Consider the following 19,649-nt stretch of genomic DNA (forward strand, 5'->3'; position numbering starts at 1 on the left):
CCGTTCAGATTCGCGGGCGGCCCTGGCGCGCGGCAGGCATAATCGCGGGCGATGACCATTCTGGTGACGGGGGCGACCGGGTTCCTGGGCGGGGTGACGGCCCGGGAACTTGCGCGGGCCGGGCATGCCGTGACGGGCCTGGGCCGGGACGTACGCAGGAGCGCGGCACTGGAGGCCGACGGCGTGCGGTTCGTGGCGGCCGACCTGCGCGGCGCGGACTGGGACGCCCTGCTGAACGGGGTGGAGGGGGTGGTGCACGCGGCGGCCCGCTCGACCCTGTGGGGGCACGCGGCGGACTTCCACGCGGACAACGTGGCCCCCAGCGCCGCGCTGGCCCGGGCGTGCGCGCGGCGGGGCGTGCGGCTGGTGCATGTCAGCACGCCCAGCGTGTACAACGCGACCGGAGTCACCGAGCAGGTGCGGGAGGACACTCCGGTCGGCCCGCGCTTCGACAGCCTGTACGCCCGCAGCAAATGGCAGGCGGAACAGGCGGTGCGCGCCGCGCTGCCCGACGCGACGATCCTGCGCCCACGCGGCCTCTACGGCGTGGGGGACACGAGCATCGTGCCCCGGCTGGCCGCCGCGCTGCGCGCCGGTCGCCTGCCTCGCCTGACCGACCGGGAGGTGTGGACCGACCTGACCGACGTGCGCAACGTCGCCCACGCGATCACGCTGGCACTGGCCCGCCCCGCGCCCGGCGTGTTCAACATTACCGACGGGCAGGCCATCCCGCTGTGGGCGACGCTGGACCGGCTGGCCGACACGCTGGACGTGCCCAGACCGATCCGGCGCGTGCCCGCGCGACTGCTGGAGGGGATCGCGGCGGCACTGGAATTCGGCGCGCGCCTGCACCCCGACCGGCCCGAGCCGCCCCTGACCGCCAGCGGCGTGCGCCTGCTGACGCGGCCCATGACGCTGGACCTGACCCGCGCCCGTGAGCGGCTGGGCTACGCGCCGGTCGTCACGCCGGAGCGGGGCTTCGCGGACGTGTTCGCGGCCCTACGGGGAGGAGCGGCGTGACCGTCCGGGTCATTCCGCTGCGGGCCGGGTCGTGCCTGAACCTCGCGGCGATCACCGAACGCGGCGCGCCCTGGCGGGTGCAGGCGTACCCGGCGGGCTTCACGCTGATCCTGCACCCCACCCGCGGCCCCGTCCTGTTCGACACCGGCTACGGCGCGGACGTGGTGGCCGCGATGCGCCGCTGGCCGGGCCTGATCTACGGCCTGATCACCCCCGTGCAGCTTGGCCCGCACGACTCCGCGCGCGAGCAGCTGCGCGTGCTGGGCTTCGCCCCGGAGGAGGTGCGGCACGTCATCGTCTCGCACCTGCACGCCGATCACGTGGGCGGCCTGCGGGACTTCCCGCACGCGACCTTCCACCTCGACCGCCGCGCCTGGGAGCCCCTACGCAAGCTGCGGGGTGTGCGGGCGGTGCGCCGCGCGTATCTGCCGGAACTCCTGCCGAACGACTTCGAGGACCGCTGCGCGTGGCTGGACTTCGAGGGTGCCGGGGACGCCCTGCACCCCTTCGCGGAGGTCGCGGACGTCTTCGGGGACGGCCTGCTGCGCGCCGTACCGCTTCCCGGGCACGCGCCCGGCATGGTGGGCCTGCTGGCGCAGGAGGAGGCGGGTCTGACTGTCCTGGCCGCCGACGCCGCCTGGAGTGTCCGCGCGGGCCGTGAGGAGCGCCCCGTTCACCCGCTGGCCCGCGTGGCGTTCCACGACCCCGCGCAGGAGGCCACGAGCGGCGCGGCTCTGCGCTCCTTCCTGCACGCCAATCCCGCTGCGAGGCTGCACGTCAGCCACGACGCGCCCGAGGGCTGGACCGTCCCGTGAACTTGGATGGCCCCGTAAACACCGTCCTGACCCTGCTGGGCGCGCTGGACGACGCTCGTCTGACCTTCCGCTCGCGCGAAGCGCTGGAGCGTCACCAGGACCGCCTCGCGCACGGGCACCTGCGCTGGGTGGCCGCGCACAGCCCCGCCGTCGCCGCCCGCTTCCGCGCCGCCGGGCTCCCGCTGGGCCGCTGGCGCGAGCTGCCCCCCACCGACAAGGCCGCCATGCTCGCCACCTTCGACACGCTGAACACCGTGGGCGTCACGCTGGAGCACGCGCTGGCGGTCGGGCGGCAGGCAGAACGCACCCGCGACTTCACGCCCACCCTCGCCACGCCTGCCGGACCCGTCACCGTCGGCCTGTCCACCGGCACGAGCGGCACCCAGGGCGTCTTTCTGGTCAGCCGCGCCGAGCAGGCCCGCTGGGCCGGGACCGTGCTGCGCCACCTCCTGCCGGGCGGGCTGTGGGGCCTGCTGCGCCCGCAGCGGGTCGCGTTCTTCCTGCGGGCCGACAGCCCCCTGTACCGCAGTGTCCGCCGCAGGCGGCTGGAGTTCCGCTTCTTCGACCTGCTGCGCCCCCTCCCCGACCTGGCCGCCGAGGTACAGGCGTACGCGCCCACCCTGATCGTCGGGCCGCCCGGCGTGCTGCGCGCCCTGCACCGCACCGGCGTGCGCCTGCGCGGCCGCGTGATCAGCGTCGCGGAAGTCCTCGACCCCGACGACGAGGCCGCCCTGCGCGACTGGGGGGACGTCGTGCAGGTCTATCAGGCCACCGAGGGCCTCCTCGCCCTCCCGTGCCCGCACGGCTCGCTGCACCTGAACGAGGCACACGTCCACTTCGACCTCGAACCCCTGGGGGACGGCCTGCACCGCCCCGTCATCACCGACCTGCGCCGCCGCGCGCAGCCATTCATCCGCCACCGCCTCGACGACGCCCTGCGCCTGAACCCCGACCCGTGCCCGTGCGGGCAGGCCGCGCGCCGCGTGCACAGCATCGCGGGCCGCCAGGACGACGCGCTGCACCTCCCCGGCGCGGCAGGGGAGAGCGTCACCGTCTGGCCGGACTTCCTGCGCGGCGCCCTCGCTGCCGTGCCGGGCCTGCGCGAGTACCGCGCCGACCAGACCGGCCCCGCCGCCCTCACGCTGCACCTCGACCCGCACACCCCGGACACCCGGGCCCACGCCCTGAGCGCTGTCCGGGACGCCCTGCACCACAGTCACGCCGACCCAGGGCGCCTCACCCTCGACACCCGGCCCCTCGACCCGCCTCCGCCCGGCACGAAACGCCGCCGCGTCACCCGCAGCTGGAGGCCCACGTGAACCCAACCGACACCGTCCTCGGCGTGCGCCTCCTCGCCACCGCGCAGGCCCTGCCCGCACGCCGCGTCCCCACCGCCGAGGTCGCCCGGCTGTGCCACGTGCCCGAAGCCATCGCCCTGAAACGCAGCGGCGTCCACGAACGCCGCTGGCTCTCCGGCACGGAAACCGCCCTGACCCTCGGCACGCAGGCCGCCCGCGAAGCCCTGAACCGCGCCGAACTGGAGATCGGCGACGTGGACGTCCTCCTCAACGCCAGCGGCAGCCAGCTGCAACCCATCCCCGACGGCGCCGCCCTGTACGCCCGCGAACTCGGCCTGCACGGCGCGGCCACGTACTCGCTGCACGGCACCTGCCTCAGCTTCCTGCTGGCCCTCCAGCACGCCGCCCTCCTCATCCACACCCGGCAGGCGCGGCACATCCTGATCATCAGCAGCGAGGGCGGCAGCGTCGGCCTCAACCCCCACCAGCCCGAGAGCACCCTCCTGATCGGCGACGGCGCCGCCGCCGTCCTCCTCGGCCCCCCCACCCGCCCCGGCCAGGGCCTGCACGCCACCCGCATCGAGACGCACCCCGCCGGCGCCGACCACACCCGCATCAGCGGCGGCGGCACCCTCCGTCACCCCAACCACCCCGGCACCACACCCACCGACTTCACCTTCGACATGCAAGGCCTCCAGGTCCTCAAACTCGCCAGCCGCGTCGTCCCGCCCTTCCTCGAACGCCTCCGCCCCGGCCTCAGTCACGGCCTGCCCGGCATCACCCGCGTCATCCCCCACCAGGCCAGTCAGGCGGGCCTCGACCTGCTGCGCCGCTACAGCTGGCCCGAGGCACAGGTCGAAGTCACGCTGCGCACCCTGGGCAACGTCATCGCCGCCAGCCTTCCCCTCACGCTGCACCAGGCGGTGGAGGCCGGGCGGTTAAAGGAGGGCAATACTGCGCTGCTCGTCGGCACGGGCGCGGGACTCATTGCGGGTGGGGTGATCTGGGAGTTGTAGGTGAGCGCCTCGCGGCGGGCTGCCCCACCCCCCAGCCCCCTACCCCAGAGGGGCAGGGGGAGCATACGTTGGCACTGGGCAAGAGGTGCTACTGGGGCGGCATGTTCGTGGTGTGAGGTGACGTGTCCGGCCTCGACGCCATCCGCTGCGCCCGTCGCAGGCCCGCGCGCTTCGCGCACGACGGCCGGTGGCATCAGCGGTGACTTGTCGGGCGGGACGCTTCGGGCCGCTGATCTACTTTTCGGGCTTCGGCAGAAGCATGTTTTTCAGGCTCCCCTCAAGGAGAGCTGCCGCCGCAGGCGACTGAGGGGTCCCGCTGCGGAGCAGCCTCCCCACGACCTACGGGCCCACAGCCCATTCCTGTACAGCACCTCCGCTCGGTTTCTGTGCGCGGGCTACGCTGGCGCCATGAGTGCGGATGGCCTGCCGGAGAAGTTTGACGTGATCGTGCATCCCGCCGCCGAGTTGCGGGGGGAGTTGCGGGCGCAGCCGAGCAAGAACTACACGACGCGGTACCTGCTGGCGGCGGCGCTGGCGGACGGGGAGTCGCGGGTGGTGGGCGTGGCGACCAGCGAGGACGCCGAGGCGATGCTGCGCTGCCTGGAGGACTGGGGCGCGGGTGTGGAGCTGGTGGGTGGGGACGCCGTGATCCGGGGGTTCGGGGCGAGTCCGCGTGCGGGTGTGACGCTGAATCCGGGGAATGCGGGGGCGGTGGCGCGGTTCCTGATGGGCGTGGCGGCCCTGACGACCGGGACGGCGTTCGTGACCGACTACCCGGACTCGCTCGGGAAGCGGCCGCAGGGGGATCTGCTGGAGGCCCTGTCGCGCCTGGGCGCGCGCGTGCAGAGCCGTGAGGGGATGTTCCCGCTGTCCATCTCGGGGCCGGTGCGGGGCGGGGTGGTGGAGGTCAGTGCGGAGCGTAGCAGTCAGTACGCCAGCGCGCTGATGTTCCTGGGGCCGCTGCTGCCCGGCGGGCTGGACCTGCGCCTGACGGGGGACATCAAGAGTCACGCGCCGCTGCGGCAGACGCTGGACACCCTGGCGGCGTTCGGGGTGCAGGCGTCCGCCAGCGAGGACCTGAGCCGCATCACCATTCCCGGTGGGCAGGCGTTCCGGGCGGGCCGCGTGCTCGTGCCGGGGGATTACCCGGGCAGCGCGGCGATCCTCGCGGCGGCCGCCACCCGGCCCGGCGAGCTGCGCCTGTCGAACCTCCGCGAGCACGACTTGCAGGGCGAACGCGAGGCGCTGAACGTCCTGCGCGAGATGGGAGCCGACCTGACCCGCGAGGGCGACACCGTGGTCGTGCGCGGCGGGCGGCCCCTGCACGCGGTCAAGCGCGACGGGGACGGATTCACGGACGCTGTGCAGGCCCTGACGGCGGCGGCGGCCCTGGCGGACGGCACGACCACCTGGGAGAACGTGTACACGCTGCGCCTGAAGGAATGCGACCGCATCAGCGACACGCGCCGCGAACTTCAGCGCCTCGGCCTGACCGTCACCGAGACGCAGGACAGCCTGACCATCACGGGCACGCCCAGCCTCGCCGGGGGTGTCACGGCCGACGGGCACGGCGACCACCGCATGATCATGCTGCTGACCGTGCTGGGCCTGAGCGCGCAATCTCCCATCCGGATCACGGGCGCGCATCACATCCGCAAGAGCTACCCGATGTTCTTCCGCCACCTCGAATCCCTTGGGGCGAGGTTCGAGTACCCGGAAGCCACGCGCGCCTGACCGCCCCGCGCGCCCCCTTCTTGCACCGCGTTCAGGATGCGCGGGGGAGGGGACGCGGCCTTCCTATGCTGTGGGTCAGTTCCTCACTCTTCCCGTTTCAGGAGGCGCAGCATGATGCAAGGTTCCCCGGACATCGTCGGTGATTCCCCCGCCTGGCTGAGTTTCATCTGGATCGCGTTCACGACCGCGCTGGGCCTGATGCTGCTGGGCATCTACTTCATCCCCGTGGACTGGTGGGTGAAGGGATACCTGTACATGGGCACCCTGTTCCTGACCGCCAGCACCCTGACGCTCTCCAAGAGCCTGCGCGACCGGCACGAGCACGAACGGCTCGTGAACCGCGTCAAGAGTGCCCGCACCGAGCAGGTGCTCAGCAAATTCGACACCTGACGGGCGGACAGCAGCATTCAGAGGTCTTGAATGGGTGTCCCAAGACCTCTGAATCGAGCGGACTCGAAGAGCTGCGCCGCAGAGCGAGCATCTGAGAAGGACAGCGGTTGAAAGTGGAGCCCTGGGGCGTGCTCTTGGCCCCAGGGTGGAACTGGAAACCGCTGTGACTGGACCTCCGGCCCGTGAAGCCGCACTTGAGCGGGCCGGTATGCCGGGCTCATGAGCGGCTGATCTGCTGGGAGCATGCCCTCAACTCGACTGGCCTTCCCGGCGGCGCTGGCTGCCACGACCATCGCCCTGCTGGGGACCAGCTGTGCGCAGAGCAGCACGGGCGCCGCGCAGAGCTTCAAGGTGCCCGCCGGATTTCAGGTGAACCTGTACGCGGACGGGTTCAAGAAGCCGCGCTTCATGGTGGTGGCCAGCAACGGGGACGTCCTGCTCAGCGATACGGGGGCCGGGACCGTGTACGTCCTGCCGGACCGCAACCGCGACGGCAAGGCCGACGGCAAGCAGGTGTTCGCCAGCGGGTTGAACCAGCCACACGGCCTGGCCACCCAGGGCGGGTTCCTGTACGTGGCGAACACGGACGGCGTGGTGCGCTTCCCCTACAAGCCCGGGGAGACGAAGGCCAGCGCCGCACCCACGAAACTGGTGGACCTGCCGGGCGGGGGCGGGCACTCGACCCGCACGGTGGAGTTCGGTCCGGACGGGCGGATGTACGTGTCGGCGGGCAGCACCTGCAACGTCTGCGAGGAGAGCGACCCGAAACGCGCCGCGATCTGGGTGTACGACGCGGACGGGAAGAACGGCAAACCCTACGCGACGGGCCTGCGCAACGCGGTGGGGCTGGAGTGGTTCGGCGGGCAGCTGTACGCCACGAACAACGGCCGTGACCAGCTGGGCGACGACCTGCCGCCCGAGGGGTTCTACAAGGTCAAGTCAGGTGGGTTCTACGGCTGGCCGTACTGCTACACCACCCAGCCCGGACAGGCGCAGGTGTGGGACAAGGACTTTGGGCGCAAGTCGGCCGACACCTGTAAGGCCGCCACGCCCGCATTCGCCCTGACGACCGCGCACTCCGCGCCGCTGGGGCTGGCGTTCTACACTGGGAAGACCTTCCCCGCCGCGTACCGCGGGCAGATGTTCGTGGCGCTGCATGGCAGCTGGAACCGCAGCGAGAAGAGCGGGTACAAGGTGATCACCATTGACCCGCAGACCGGGAAGGTCACGGATTTCCTGACCGGCTTCCTGCGCGGGCAGAACGTGGTGGGCCGCCCGGTGGACCTGGCGGTCGCGGCGGACGGCTCGCTGCTGCTGACCGACGACGGCGAGGGCCGCGTCTGGCGCATCCAGGCCCGCTGAAACCTGTTGGTCGGCGGGGCTGAAGGGAAAACCTCCGCCTCGCCGGTCACAGTGTGGTCATGTTGCAGCTTCTTTAGTGCCGGGCGTCGCAGCGTTATCGGCCCATCCGAGCTCCTTTCCGCTCCGCCAAAATATTTATCGCGACGAGTCGCCTCCGCCTGAAGGACCTGACGCTGCCCACACCGCCGGGGGCCGGACAGCTGTCCAGCTGACACGCCTTTCTGTACTGGACTGCGGATTCAGGAACAGGCGAGGCGCGGTACACTGGAGGGCGTGTTTGTTCATGCCGTGAAGGTCATTCCGTCCCGCCCGCACGGCTGGGCGCCTGAAACGGGCGTCCCGGTGCACGCATGAAACTCAGCCGCCTGCCGCCCGGCTTCGCGCTCGACACGGCCGCCCAGGGTCTCGCGCTGCGTGAGGAGGCCGTCACCGATGTGCGCCGCGAGTGGACGGACGACGGCTGGCACGCCGAGGCGACCGTCACCGACGCGGGCGTGCCCTACCACGCCACCGTGGATCTGCTGCCGCCGCCCGACCCGCAGCTGCGCGGCAGTTCCTGCACCTGCGGGCGCTACCGCTGCCGCCACGTGGCTGCGCTCGTGCTGGCGACCGACCCGCCCGCCGGGCCGCGCCCCGCGCCCCGCGACGCGGCCGAGGGCGGCAAACCTGCCCCCGCCGAGGAACCGCTGGACGCCCGCACGCAGCAGTGGCTGGCGTCGTTCACGGACACCCGCAGCCCTAGCCGAGGCCGTCAGTTTGAACTGCGCTACGTGCTGCGCTTCCTGCCGCCGGGCTCGTCGGCGGGGGGGCGGCGCGTGGCGCTGCAACTCCTGCGCGTGCCCCTGCGCGGCGAGCAGCCGGACGTCAAGGGCGCCGAGCGCTACCCGATGCCCCGCAACCTCAGCAGCGCGCCCGCGTTCGTGCGCCGCGACTCGAACCTGCTGCGCCTGCTGGAGATGGCCACCACCGCCACGCACGAGCCCGGCCGCTGGCAGGAGGAACTGCACGCCCTGACCGATCACCCCGCCGCGGACCTGCTGCTGGAGCACCTGCTGGGCAGCGGCCGCCTGTGCTGGGAGCGGCCCGAGCAGCCCCTCACGCGCGGCCCGGACCTGAGCGGGCAGCTGGCGTGGCTCAGTGACCCGCGCGGCGGGCAGACCCCCGCCGTGCACCTGCCGGACGCGCCGGACGCGCAACTGCTCCCGGTCGCGCCCCCCTGGGCGGTGCGGCCCGGCGCCCTGACCCTGTCGCGCGTGCAGACCGACGCCCCGGCGGAAGTCACCGCCCGCTTCCTGTCCGGTCCGGTCCTGCCGCCCGCGCAGGCCGTGGCGCTGGCCCACGCGATCACCGCGTCGGGCCTGAACCTGCCCATCCCGCAGACCGTGCAGGTCCGCGAGGAACGCCTGCCGTACACCCCGCAGCTGCACCTGCTGGCGCGCGAGGCCACCCACCACGCCTTCAGCGGCGCCCGGCACGCTGTGACGCTACCCCTGGCGGAACTCCGGCACGCCTACGCGGGCCTCACCGTCCCCGACGACCACGCGGGCACCGGCCCCGCCGTGTTCCGGGGCGGCGTGCTGACCCGCGTCACCCGCGACCCGGAAGCGGAACGCGACGCGGCGCACACCGTCGCCCTGAGCGGCTTCATGCTCCTCGACGACGCCTACGGCCATGAGTACACCGTTCCCGGCGGCGAGCACCTCCTGACCCTCGGGGACGACGACGCCTGGATGGATTTCATGCGCGCGGGCCGCGCCGATCTGGAGGCGCAGGGCTTCACCATCCACGTCCACCCGGAGTTCCCGCTGAACTTCGCGGAGATCACCGACTGGTACGGCGAGACCGACGATTCGCACGGCGGCTGGTTCACCCTCGACCTCGGCATCGTCGTGGACGGCCAGCGCCTCAGTCTGATTCCCATCCTGGCCGACCTGATCGCCCGCCAGCCGCAGCTGTTCACGCCCGAAGCCCTGGCGGAACTGAAGGACGACGAGGTGCTGCACGCCTCCCTCGGCGACGGCCGCCGTGTCGCGCTGCCCGCCGGGCGCGTCCGGGCCATCCTGGGCGTCCTCGTGGAACTCAACCTCCGCGACCTGCCCCCCGGGCCGCTGCGCCTCCCGCTCCTCGACGCCGCCCGCGTCGCCCAGCTGGAGGAGGCCGTGCAGGCCCGCTGGCTGGGGGCCGAGCGCCTGCTCGACCTGGGCCGCCGCCTGCGAGACTTCAGGGGCGTGCAGGACATCACCCCCCCGCAGGGCCTGCGCGCCGACCTGCGCCCCTACCAGCGCCAGGGCGTCGCGTGGCTGCAATTCCTGCGCGAGTACGGCATGGGCGGAATCCTCGCCGACGACATGGGCCTGGGCAAGACCGTGCAGACCCTGTCACACCTGCTGCTGGAGAAGGAATCGGGCCGCGCCGACCGCCCCAGTCTGGTGATCGCGCCGACCAGCGTGATCGGCAACTGGCAGGCCGAGGCGGCGAAGTTCACGCCGGACCTGCGGGTGCTGACCCTGCACGGCAAGGACCGCCGCGCGCAGTTCGCGCAGATCCCGGGGCATGACCTGATCCTCACCACGTACCCCCTGCTGCCGCGCGACATCACGGAACTCGGCGCCTTCGAGTACCACCTCGTGATCCTCGACGAGGCGCAGAACATCAAGAACACCCGCACCGCCGCCGCGAAGGCCGCCGGGAGTCTCAGCGCCCGTCACCGCCTCGCCCTGACCGGCACGCCGCTGGAAAACCACCTGGGCGAGCTGTGGTCGCAGTTTAACTTCCTCGCGCCGGGCCTCCTGCACGACGAGAAGACCTTCCGCGAGCTGTACCGCACGCCCATCGAGAAGCGCGGCGAGGCGTCCCGCCGTCAGGCGCTTGCCGCCCGCGTGCGCCCGTTCATCCTGCGGCGCGAGAAGCGTGACGTGGCGCGCGAACTGCCCCCCAAGACCGAGATCCCGGTGCGTGTCACGCTGGACGGCGACCAGCGCGACCTGTACGAGACGGTGCGTGTCACCACCGAGACCCGCGTCCGCGAGGAACTTCGCGCGCGCGGACTGGCCCGCAGCACCATCGCCATCCTCGACGCCCTCCTGAAATTGCGGCAGGCGGTCACCGACCCCCGCCTCGTGAAACTCGACGCGGCGCGCGGCGTGCAGAACAACGCCAAGTTCGACTGGCTCCAGGCGCACCTCCCGCAGATGATCGAGGAAGGCCGCCGCGTCCTGATCTTCAGCGGCTTCGCCACGCTGCTGCGTCACCTTGAGGACTGGCTGCGCGAACAGCGCATCCCGTACTCCATGATCACCGGCAGCACCCAGGACCGCCAGGGCCAGATCGACGCCTTCCAGAACGGCAAGACCCACGTCTTCCTGATCACCCTGAAAGCCGGGGGCGTCGGCCTGAACCTCACGGCGGCTGACACCGTCATCCACTATGACCCCTGGTGGAACCCGGCCGCCGAGGAGCAGGCCACCGACCGCGCCTACCGCATCGGGCAGGACAAACCGGTGTTCGTGTACAAGCTGATCGCCGCCGGCAGCGTCGAGGAACGCATTCTCGACCTGCAGGCCCGCAAGGCGTCCCTGGCGCGCGGCATTCTTGACGGGGGCCTCAGTGACGCCACGCAGCTCACGCCCGCCGACCTCGACCGGCTGTTCGCGCCGCTGGAGGACGAGGACGGCGACCTGCTGGAACGCACCGGGGTCGAGCAGACCCGGTAGTCCAGAGCTGATCCGAGGACGCCCGCAGACCTGTCTCAGGCTGCGGGCGTCCTCGTGCTCAGGGGGTGGCGCCCACAAGAGAACCCCCGCCCGCAGGGGGCAGGGGGTTCGTGAGCCTAACGGATCAGTTGGTGTAGGTGACGTTCTCGTTGACGACGCCGGGGCGGGTGTCGTCGTAGCTGCGGTTGCCGGTCACGGAGTCCGTGCTGGTGCTGCCCTCGCCGTACTTCTCGAGGGTGCGCTCGTCGGCGACCTGCATCTCGCGGACGGTCATGAGGCCCGTACCGGCGGGGATGAGCTTCCCGAGGATGACGTTCTCCTTCAGGCCGATCAGGTCGTCCACCTGGCCCTTCATGCTGGCTTCGGTCAGCACGTGGGTGGTGTGCTGGAAGCTCGCGGCGGACAGCCAGGACTTGGTGGTCAGGCTGCTCTTGGTGATGCCCAGCAGGACGGGCTTCCAGGAGCTGGGGGTCTGGCCATCTTCGAGCAGGTCGTTGGCCTGGTCGACTTCCCAGCGTTCCACGGTCTGCCCTTCGAGCAGTTCGGTGTCGCCGCCGTCGGTGATCTCAACCCAGCGGAGCATCTGGCGCACGATGACTTCGATGTGCTTGTCGTGCACCTTCACGCCCTGGCTGCGGTACACGCGCTGCACTTCTTCCACCAGGTAGCGCTGGGCGGCGTCGGTGTCCTTGTACAGCAGGAGGTCGTGGGGGTTGATGGCGCCGCGCGTGAGGGGCTGACCGGCTTCGACGCGGTCGCCGTCCTTGACGATCATGCGCAGGCCCTTGCTGATCTTCATGGCGGTCTTGCTGCTGTACTGGTCGTCGTCGGCCTCGATGCGCACGAGGTAGCGTTCCTCGTCCTCCTCGATGCGGATGACGCCGTCACGGTCGGCCACGGCCGCCGAGGTCTTGGGCTTGCGGGCCTCGAACAGTTCGATCACGCGGGGCAGACCCATGGTGATGTCCCCGCCGCCGCTGCCGGCGACCCCACCGGTGTGGAAGGTGCGCATGGTGAGCTGCGTGCCGGGCTCGCCGATGGATTCGGCGGCGACCACGCCGACCGCTTCGCCCATGCTGACGGGCTTGGCCTGCGAGAGGTCGTAGCCGTAGCACTTCTGGCACACGCCGCTCTTGACGCGGCAGTTCAGGGGCGTGCGGATGAACACGCTCTGGAGGGCCTTGGCGTTCTTGGTGATCGCCTTGACGTCTTCCAGGCTGAGCATCTCGCCCGCTTCAATCGTGCGCCCGTCGACCTCGACCGCGTCGGACAGGGTGCGGCCATAGATGCTGGTCTCGATCTCGCTGCTCTTGCGGGTGCGCCACTCGCCGGTGCGCTCGTCGGTGGCGCCCAGGGGCATGACGGTGTAGTCGGTGGTGCCGCAGTCCACGTCGCGCACGACGACTTCGTGGGCCACGTCGACCAGTTTGCGGGTCAGGTAGCCGGAGTCGGCGGTACGGAGCGCGGTGTCCGCGCCACCCTTACGGGCGCCGTGGGTGGAGATGAAGTACTCCAGCACCGACAGACCCTCACGGAAGCTGGCGCGGATCGGCACTTCGATGGTGCTGCCGTCGGGGCGGGCCATCAGGCCGCGCATCCCGGCGAGCTGCGTGATCTGCTGCGCGTTACCACGGGCGCCGGACAGGCTCATGATCCACAGGGGGTTGAAGGGGTAGTTCTTGCCGAAGTTGTCGAACATGGCGTTCTTAACTTCGTCCTTCGTGTCGTTCCAGAGCTGCACGACCTGCTTGTAACGCTCTTCTTCGGTCATGAAGCCGAACTCGAAGTTCTGCTCGATCTCGGCGACCTTGGCATCCGCTTCGGCCAGGATCTCGGTCTTGGCGGGCGGGATGACGATGTCGTCAATGCCGATGGTGATGCCGGAGGTCGTGGAGAGCTTGAAGCCCGCGTCCTTCAGGCCGTCGAGCAGACCGGCGGTCGCCTCGATGCCGAGGTGCTTGAAGCACGCCATGACCATGTCCTTGAGGTGATCCTTCTCGTAGGCGGTCTCGAGGTTCACGAGGGTGTCCACGAGGTGCGCCTGCGCGCCCAGGGCTTCCTGCACGATCCGGCGGAACATCACGCGGCCCGCGCTGGTGTCGTACGTGACGCCGTTCAGACGGATGCGGACGTAATCCTGGTGGTCGATCTCGCCGCGTTCAACGGCCATGATCGCCTCGTCCGGGCTGGAGAAGACGTACTTCAGGCGGCCGGGGCTGGTCTCCTGACCGTCCACGACGATGGGGCTGTTCAGCGCGACCTTCCCGCCGTTCAGGGCGGCCAGGGCGGCCTGCGCGTCAGCGAATTCGCTGCCCGCGCCGAGGTTGTCCTTGCGCAGCAGGGTGAGCGTGAAGATCCCCAGGATGATGTCGCGGCTGGGCTTAACGTTCGGCTCGCCGTTCGCGGGGGACAGCAGGTTGTGCGCGCTGAGCATCTGAATGCGCGCTTCGGCCTGCGCCTGGGCGCTCAGGGGGACGTGAATGGCCATCTGGTCGCCGTCGAAGTCGGCGTTGAAGGCTTCACAGACCAGCGGGTGCAGCTGGATGGACTGACCTTCCACCAGAACCGGCTCGAAGGCCTGGATGCCCAGTCGGTGCAGGGTGGGCGCGCGGTTGAGCAGCACGACCTTGTCCTCAATGACCTCTTCCAGGGCGTCCCAGACGCTGTCGCGGGTGTCGCGGTAGCGTTCGAGCATCTTGCGGGCCTGCTTGATGTTCGTGACTTCGCCCTTTTCCTCCAGCACCTTGAACAGGAAGGGCTTGAAGAGTTCCAGCGCCATGCGCTTGGGCACCCCGCACTGGTGGAGTTTCAGCTGCGGGCCGACCACGATCACGCTGCGGCCGGAGTAGTCCACGCGCTTACCCAACAGGTTCTGACGGAAGCGGCCCTGTTTCCCGCCGAGCAGGTCGGTCAGGGAACGCAGGCTGCGGTCGCTGCCGGGGTTCGTGACGGGGCTGCCGCGGCGGCCGTTGTCGATCAGGGCGTCCACCGCTTCCTGAAGCATGCGCTTCTCGTTGCGGATGATCATGTCCGGCGCGCCCTGGCTCATGAGCTTCTTCAGGCGGTTGTTGCGGTTGATCAGGCGGCGGTACAGGTCGTTCAGATCCGAGGTCGCGAAGCGGCCGCCGTCCACCTGCACCATCGGACGCAGGTCCGGAGGCATGACGGGCACGGTGTTCAGGATCATCCAGCTGGGGTGGTTGCCGCTGCGCTTGAACGCGCGGGTCACTTCCAGGCGCTTGCGGGCCTTGGCGCGCTTGTGGCGGCTGGAGTCCTTCATCATCTCGTTCAGCTCGACTTCCAGCTGATCGAGGTCGAGGTCGTCGAGGAGTTCCTTGACGGCCTCGGCGCCCATCTTCGCGTCGAAGTCGTAGGACTCGATGACGCGCACCTGCTTGCGCACCAGGTCAATCTCGATGCGGCCGCTGATCTCGCTGCGCAGGTCGCCGCCGTCGGCGAGTTCATCACCAGGCTCGACGCGGTCGCCGTTCACGACGAGGGGCTCGTCGCTGTACGCGTAGACCTTCGCCTTGCTGACGATGATGCTGGCGGGATTGTGCAGGGTGATGGTGCCGTCGGCTTCCGCGACGATCTCCTCTTCCTTGTCGATCGCGCCTACGACCTTCTGGCCCCGCTTGACCTCGCTGCCGTCACCGATCAGGACGTGCATGGTGGGGTTGATGGGGTACTCGGCGCGGCGCGTCCAGTGCGCCGTGACCTGCACGTCGCCCTTCTTCTTGGGGAAGGTGACGCCCGACAGGCGGCTGTCGCGGCTGACACGCAGGCGGGTGCCGCTTGCGGCGTCAGCCAGGGCAGCGCCGGCCTCGATGATCTCGCCGTGCACGACCTGCACGTTCATGCCGTGCGGGATGTACACGCGACTCAACACCTCACCGCTGGGTGTGCCTTCCTCGTCCACGCCCTCGCGCAGCTCGACCATGACGCTGTCCTCGCCCATCTCGTGCAGGACGACGGTGCCGTCCACGGGCGCGGTGATCGTGACGTCGCTTTCCAGCTCGGCGAGGATCTCACCGGCGCGGAAGGTGTCCTGCTCCACCAGGGCCTCGGCGGGCACGGGCAGGGTCGCCTCGACTTCCTCGCTGTACGCGATGATCGCGCGGCGCGGGAAGCGGTACTGGGCCAGGCCGTCCATCTTGCTGACGACGTTGCCGCCCAGGATCTGGCCGCGCGTGACGTACTCGCCGTCGCGGATCTCCGCGTCGGTGCCGTTCGGGATGGAGTACGTTTCCTGACGGCCGAAGCGCAGTTCACGGTACTCGTCGTCGCTCAGCAGCTCGCCGCGCTTGAGGGGACGGCCGTCCTTCTGGGCGTTGCGGGGGTCGGTGACCAGGAAGGAGCTGAAGTACAGCACCTTCTCCAGCTGACCGGCGCTCAGGTCGAGCAGCGTGCCGATCTTGCTGGGCGTGTCCTTCACGTACCAGATGTGCGCGGCGGGCGTCGCCAGGTCGATGTGACCCATGCGGTAGCGGCGGACCTTGCTGCTGGTGACTTCCACGCCGCAGCGCTCGCAGACCTTGCCCTCGTAACGCTGACGCTTGTACTTCCCGCAGGCGCACTCGTAGTCCTTCTGCGGCCCGAAGATGCGCTCGTCGAACAGACCTTCGCGCTCGGGTTTCAGGGTGCGGTAGTTGATGGTTTCGGGCTTTTCAACCTCGCCGAACGACCACTCGCGGATCTTCTCCGGGCTGGCGATGGCGATACGAACTTTGTTGAAATCTTTCATTGAGACTCCTGGGTTGGGAGGCTTGAACCGGGGGGCCAGGGGTCAGAGGTTCTGGGCACGGGACCTGGACGCTGTGACCCCTGGACGGCGCGCTAACGCGCGCCTTAGCGCTTGGGCATCATGCCTTCGAAGATGTCGACGGCCTTGTCGCCGTTGTCGAGCACTTCGACGTCCAGGCCCAGCGAGTGGAGTTCCTTGACGAGCACCTTGAACGACTCGGGAATGGTGCTGCCCGAGACTTCCTCGCCCTTGACGATGCTCTGGTACGCGGCGTCGCGGCCATCGATGTCGTCGGACTTGATCGTGAGCATTTCCTGGAGGGTGTGCGCGGCGCCGTACGCTTCAAGCGCCCACACTTCCATCTCCCCGAAGCGCTGACCGCCGAACTGGGCTTTACCGCCCAGGGGCTGCTGGGTGATGAGGCTGTAAGGGCCGGTGGAACGGGCGTGCAGCTTGTCTTCCACCATGTGGTACAGCTTCATGACGTACATGGTGCCGACCACGACGGGGCCACTGATGGGTTCGCCGGTGCGGCCGTCGTACAGGACGCTCTTGCCGGTGCGGCTGAGTTCCATCTGGGACTTCTCGTAGTCGCCGCTGGTGTCGCTGATCACGCCGAGTTTCGCGGCGCGGTCAAGCACCTGCTGCTCGCGCTTGTCGAGTTCGAAGCCGTCGTCCTTGTTGCGCTGGATGCGTTCGGCGGCGGCCACTTCGAGCATTTCCTTGATGGTCGCTTCGGTGACGGAGTCGAAGACCGGGGTCTCGAACTTCTGCCCCGTGAGGCGGGCCACTTCACCCAGGTGGGTTTCCAGGATCTGCCCGAGGTTCATGCGCGAGGGCACGCCCAGCGGGTTGAACACGAGGTCGACGGGGGTGCCGTCTTCCAGGTAGGGCATGTCCTCGGGGGCCATGATCTTGGAGACCACGCCCTTGTTCCCGTGGCGGTTGGCGACCTTGTCGCCCACCTGCAGCTGGCGTTTCTGGGCCACGTACACGCGGACCATCTCGCGCACGCCGGGCTTGAGGTCCACGCCCTCGTCGCCGCGGCGGAAGCGCACGGTCTTCACGACGATGCCGCCCTGACCGGACTGCACGCGCAGACTGGTGTCCTTCACTTCGCGGGCCTTCTCGCCGAAGATGCTGCGCAGCAGGCGCTCTTCGGGGGTGGGTTCACTTTCACCCTTGAAGCTGGTCTTGCCGACCAGGATGTCGCCAGGTTTGACTTCGGCGCCCACGCGGACGATGCCGTCCTCGTCGAGGTCGCGCAGCGCGGCTTCGCTGAGGCCAGGGATGTCGCGGGTGATCTTCTCGGGCCCGAGCTTGGTGTCACGCGCCTCGATCTCGTCCTTCTCGATGTGCACGCTGGTGTAGAAGTCCTTACGGACCAGACCCTCGCTGATGCAGATCGCGTCTTCGAAGTTGAAGCCGTCAAACGGCATGATCGCAATCGTGATGTTCTGACCCAGCGCGAGGCGGCCGAGGTCGCTGGCGGGACCGTCGGCGATGACCTGACCGGCGGTGACGGTGTCACCGATATCCACGATGGGGTGCTGGTCGAGGTTGGTGCCCTGGTTGCTGCGGGTGAAACGCACGAGTTCGAAGGTGCGGACGTTGCCGGCGCTGTAGCCAATGGCGGGCGCGTCCTCGGTCAGGGTGACCTGGATGTTGCGGGCGTCCACGTACGTCACGCGGCCGGTCACGTCACTCACGACGCTGGTGCCGCTGTCGGTCACCACGCGGCGCTCGACGCCGGTACCCACGGCGGGGCTGTCGGCACGCACGAGCGGCACGGCCTGCGACTGCATGTTGGAACCCATGAGCGCGCGGTTGGCGTCGTCGTGCTCCAGGAAGGGAATCAGGGACGTGTTGATGGACACGATCTGCTTCGGGGACACGTCCATGTAGTCCACTTCTTCCGGGGTGTACCACAGGGGGTCGCCCTTGCGGCGGGCCAGGACGCGCTCGTCACTGAAGGTGCCGTCGTCGTTCAGCGGGCTGTTCGCCTGCGCCACGGTGTAGCGGTCCTCAATGTCGGCCGTCATGTAGATCACGTCGTCGCTGACGCGGCCATTCTCGACCTTGCGGTAGGGGGCCTCGATGAAGCCCAGGTCGTTCACCTTCGCGTAGCTGGCCAGCGAGGAGATCAGGCCGATGTTCGCACCTTCGGGCGTCTCGATCGGGCAGATGCGGCCGTAGTGAGTCCGGTGCACGTCGCGCACGTCGAAGCCGGCGCGTTCGCGGGTCAGACCGCCCGGCCCCAGCGCGGAGATACGGCGCTTGTGGCGCAGGTCCGACAGGGGGTTGGTCTGGTCCTTGAACTGGCTGAGCTGGCTGCGGCCGAAGAATTCGCGCATGGCCGCCACGATGGGGCGGTTGTTCACGAGTTTCGTGGGGGTCGCGGCGTCGGGGTTGCCCAGCAGCATGCGCTCGCGCACGCCGCGCGCCATGCGGCCCATGCCCACGCGCAGCTGGTCGGCGAGCAGTTCGCCCACGGTGCGCACGCGGCGGTTGCCGAGGTGGTCGATGTCATCTTCTGTGACCGGCACGTCGTGCAGGCCGTCGGCGCCCTGCATGCCGACCGTCTCGCGGCCGTACTGGAGCGCCATCAGGTAGCGGATGGTGTCGACCAGGCCGGCGTCCGTGAACTTGCCGTCCTCGAAGTTCAGCAGGGTGCGTTCCTGACGCTGCACGCCCAGCTTGGTGTTCATCTTGAAGCGGCCGGGTTCACCCAGGTCGTAGCGGCGCGGGTCAGCCAGCAGGCCGTACAGGTACTGGATGGCCTTGTCGCGCTTGGGCGGATCGCCGGGGCGCAGGACCGTGAACAGGCGCAGCAGGGCCTCGTCGGCGCCCATGCCCGCGCTCTTGTCCTCGGGGAGTTCCATGTCCGGCTCGAACTCCGTGAACAGCGCCTTGAGGCTGGTGTCGTCGTACCCCAGCACGCGCAGCAGCAGCGACACGGGGAACTTGCGCTTATTCACCTTCATTTCCAGGATGCCGCCCGCGAACTCCAGTTCGATCCAGGGGCCACGCTTGGGCATGGGGATGATCGCGCCGGTATACATCTTCTTGATGCCCTTGTAGGAGCTCGTGAAGTACACGCCGGGGCTGCGGTGAATCTGGGAGATGATCACGCGGTCCGCGCCGTTGATGACGAACGAGCCGTCCTCGGTCATCAGGGGCAGGTCGCCCAGGAACACCTGGTCTTCCTTGATCAGGCCGCTGTCCTTGTGGATCAGCTGCAGCTTGGCGTACATGGGCGCCTGGTAGGTGACGTCCTTCTCGCGGCACTCCTCGGGGGTGTACGGCGGCTCGCCCAGACGGTACTCGAGGAAGTCCAGCACCAGACCGGTGCTGCGGCCCTTCTCGGTCTCGTCGATGGGGAAGACTTCCTTGAACGCACTCTGCAACCCGACGTTCTCGCGCTGGTCGGGCGCCCGGTCGGCCTGCAGGAACGCCTGGAAGGAGTTCACCTGAATTTCGGTCAGGTTGGGAAGCGGAATCACGTCCGCAATGTCACCGAATCGCTCGATGCGGGGTCCTTTACCGGTCAAACTCAT

10 protein-coding genes are annotated in these 19,649 nt (G+C 69.5%); 8 read left to right on the forward strand and 2 right to left on the reverse strand.

The features are described from left to right. The first annotated feature begins 51 nt into the window (after positions 1–51). From IEY63_RS20830 to IEY63_RS20865, 8 genes are all read left to right on the forward strand, one after another. Positions 52–1,020 carry an NAD-dependent epimerase/dehydratase family protein gene (locus IEY63_RS20830; protein WP_189070927.1) on the forward strand — a complete coding sequence of 323 codons (969 nt, stop codon included), beginning with the start codon at positions 52–54 and terminating at the stop codon, positions 1,018–1,020. Continuing rightward, the gene (locus IEY63_RS20835) at positions 1,017–1,835 is read left to right on the forward strand and encodes an MBL fold metallo-hydrolase (RefSeq protein ID WP_189070928.1); all 819 of its coding nucleotides are present in this window, start codon (positions 1,017–1,019) and stop codon (positions 1,833–1,835) included. The genes IEY63_RS20830 and IEY63_RS20835 overlap by 4 nt, the downstream gene beginning before the upstream one ends. Continuing rightward, positions 1,832–3,154: a F390 synthetase-related protein gene (locus tag IEY63_RS20840; protein WP_229784836.1), complete on the forward strand. Its 1,323-nt coding sequence runs from the start codon at positions 1,832–1,834 to the stop codon at positions 3,152–3,154. Before IEY63_RS20835 ends, IEY63_RS20840 begins: the two co-directional genes overlap by 4 nt. After that, positions 3,151–4,149, forward strand: a complete 999-nt coding sequence (locus IEY63_RS20845) for a 3-oxoacyl-ACP synthase III family protein (protein ID WP_189070929.1) — start codon at positions 3,151–3,153, stop codon at positions 4,147–4,149. Before IEY63_RS20840 ends, IEY63_RS20845 begins: the two co-directional genes overlap by 4 nt. A gap of 408 nt (positions 4,150–4,557) precedes the next feature. Further along, positions 4,558–5,883 (forward strand): 3-phosphoshikimate 1-carboxyvinyltransferase, encoded by a 1,326-nt coding sequence (aroA, locus tag IEY63_RS20850; RefSeq protein WP_189070930.1) that lies wholly within the window; start codon positions 4,558–4,560, stop codon positions 5,881–5,883. Positions 5,884–5,994: 111 nt separating this feature from the next. Further along, on the forward strand, positions 5,995–6,273 hold the full coding sequence (locus tag IEY63_RS20855; protein ID WP_062157452.1) for a YiaA/YiaB family inner membrane protein: 279 nt from the start codon (positions 5,995–5,997) through the stop codon (positions 6,271–6,273). Positions 6,274–6,516: 243 nt separating this feature from the next. Further along, positions 6,517–7,635, forward strand: a complete 1,119-nt coding sequence (locus IEY63_RS20860; protein ID WP_189070931.1) for a PQQ-dependent sugar dehydrogenase — start codon at positions 6,517–6,519, stop codon at positions 7,633–7,635. Positions 7,636–7,985: 350 nt separating this feature from the next. Then, entirely contained in the window at positions 7,986–11,348 is a 3,363-nt protein-coding gene (locus tag IEY63_RS20865) for a DEAD/DEAH box helicase (protein WP_189070932.1), read from the forward strand. Positions 11,349–11,472: 124 nt separating this feature from the next. On the opposite strand, the gene rpoC is transcribed toward IEY63_RS20865, so the two are convergent. Next, positions 11,473–16,092 carry a DNA-directed RNA polymerase subunit beta' gene (gene rpoC, locus IEY63_RS20870; RefSeq protein WP_189070933.1) on the reverse strand — a complete coding sequence of 1,540 codons (4,620 nt, stop codon included), beginning with the start codon at positions 16,090–16,092 and terminating at the stop codon, positions 11,473–11,475. Between the two features lie 104 nt (positions 16,093–16,196). Continuing rightward, positions 16,197–19,649, reverse strand: a complete 3,453-nt coding sequence (gene rpoB / locus IEY63_RS20875; protein ID WP_189070934.1) for a DNA-directed RNA polymerase subunit beta — start codon at positions 19,647–19,649, stop codon at positions 16,197–16,199.

The organism is Deinococcus radiotolerans, assembly GCF_014647435.1.
Classification (GTDB): Bacteria; Deinococcota; Deinococci; order Deinococcales; family Deinococcaceae; genus Deinococcus; species Deinococcus radiotolerans.

Bases quoted from the DNA above. Each gene is read 5' to 3' on its own strand.
- IEY63_RS20830 (WP_189070927.1), top strand. From the start codon at position 52: ATGACCATTCTGGTGACGGGGGCGACCGGGTTCCTGGGCGGGGTGACG.
- aroA (WP_189070930.1), top strand. From the start codon at position 4,558: ATGAGTGCGGATGGCCTGCCGGAGAAGTTTGACGTGATCGTGCATCCC.
- IEY63_RS20855 (WP_062157452.1), top strand. From the start codon at position 5,995: ATGATGCAAGGTTCCCCGGACATCGTCGGTGATTCCCCCGCCTGGCTG.
- IEY63_RS20860 (WP_189070931.1), top strand. From the start codon at position 6,517: ATGCCCTCAACTCGACTGGCCTTCCCGGCGGCGCTGGCTGCCACGACC.
- IEY63_RS20865 (WP_189070932.1), top strand. From the start codon at position 7,986: ATGAAACTCAGCCGCCTGCCGCCCGGCTTCGCGCTCGACACGGCCGCC.
- rpoC (WP_189070933.1), bottom strand. From the start codon at position 16,092: ATGAAAGATTTCAACAAAGTTCGTATCGCCATCGCCAGCCCGGAGAAG.
- rpoB (WP_189070934.1), bottom strand. From the start codon at position 19,649: ATGAGTTTGACCGGTAAAGGACCCCGCATCGAGCGATTCGGTGACATT.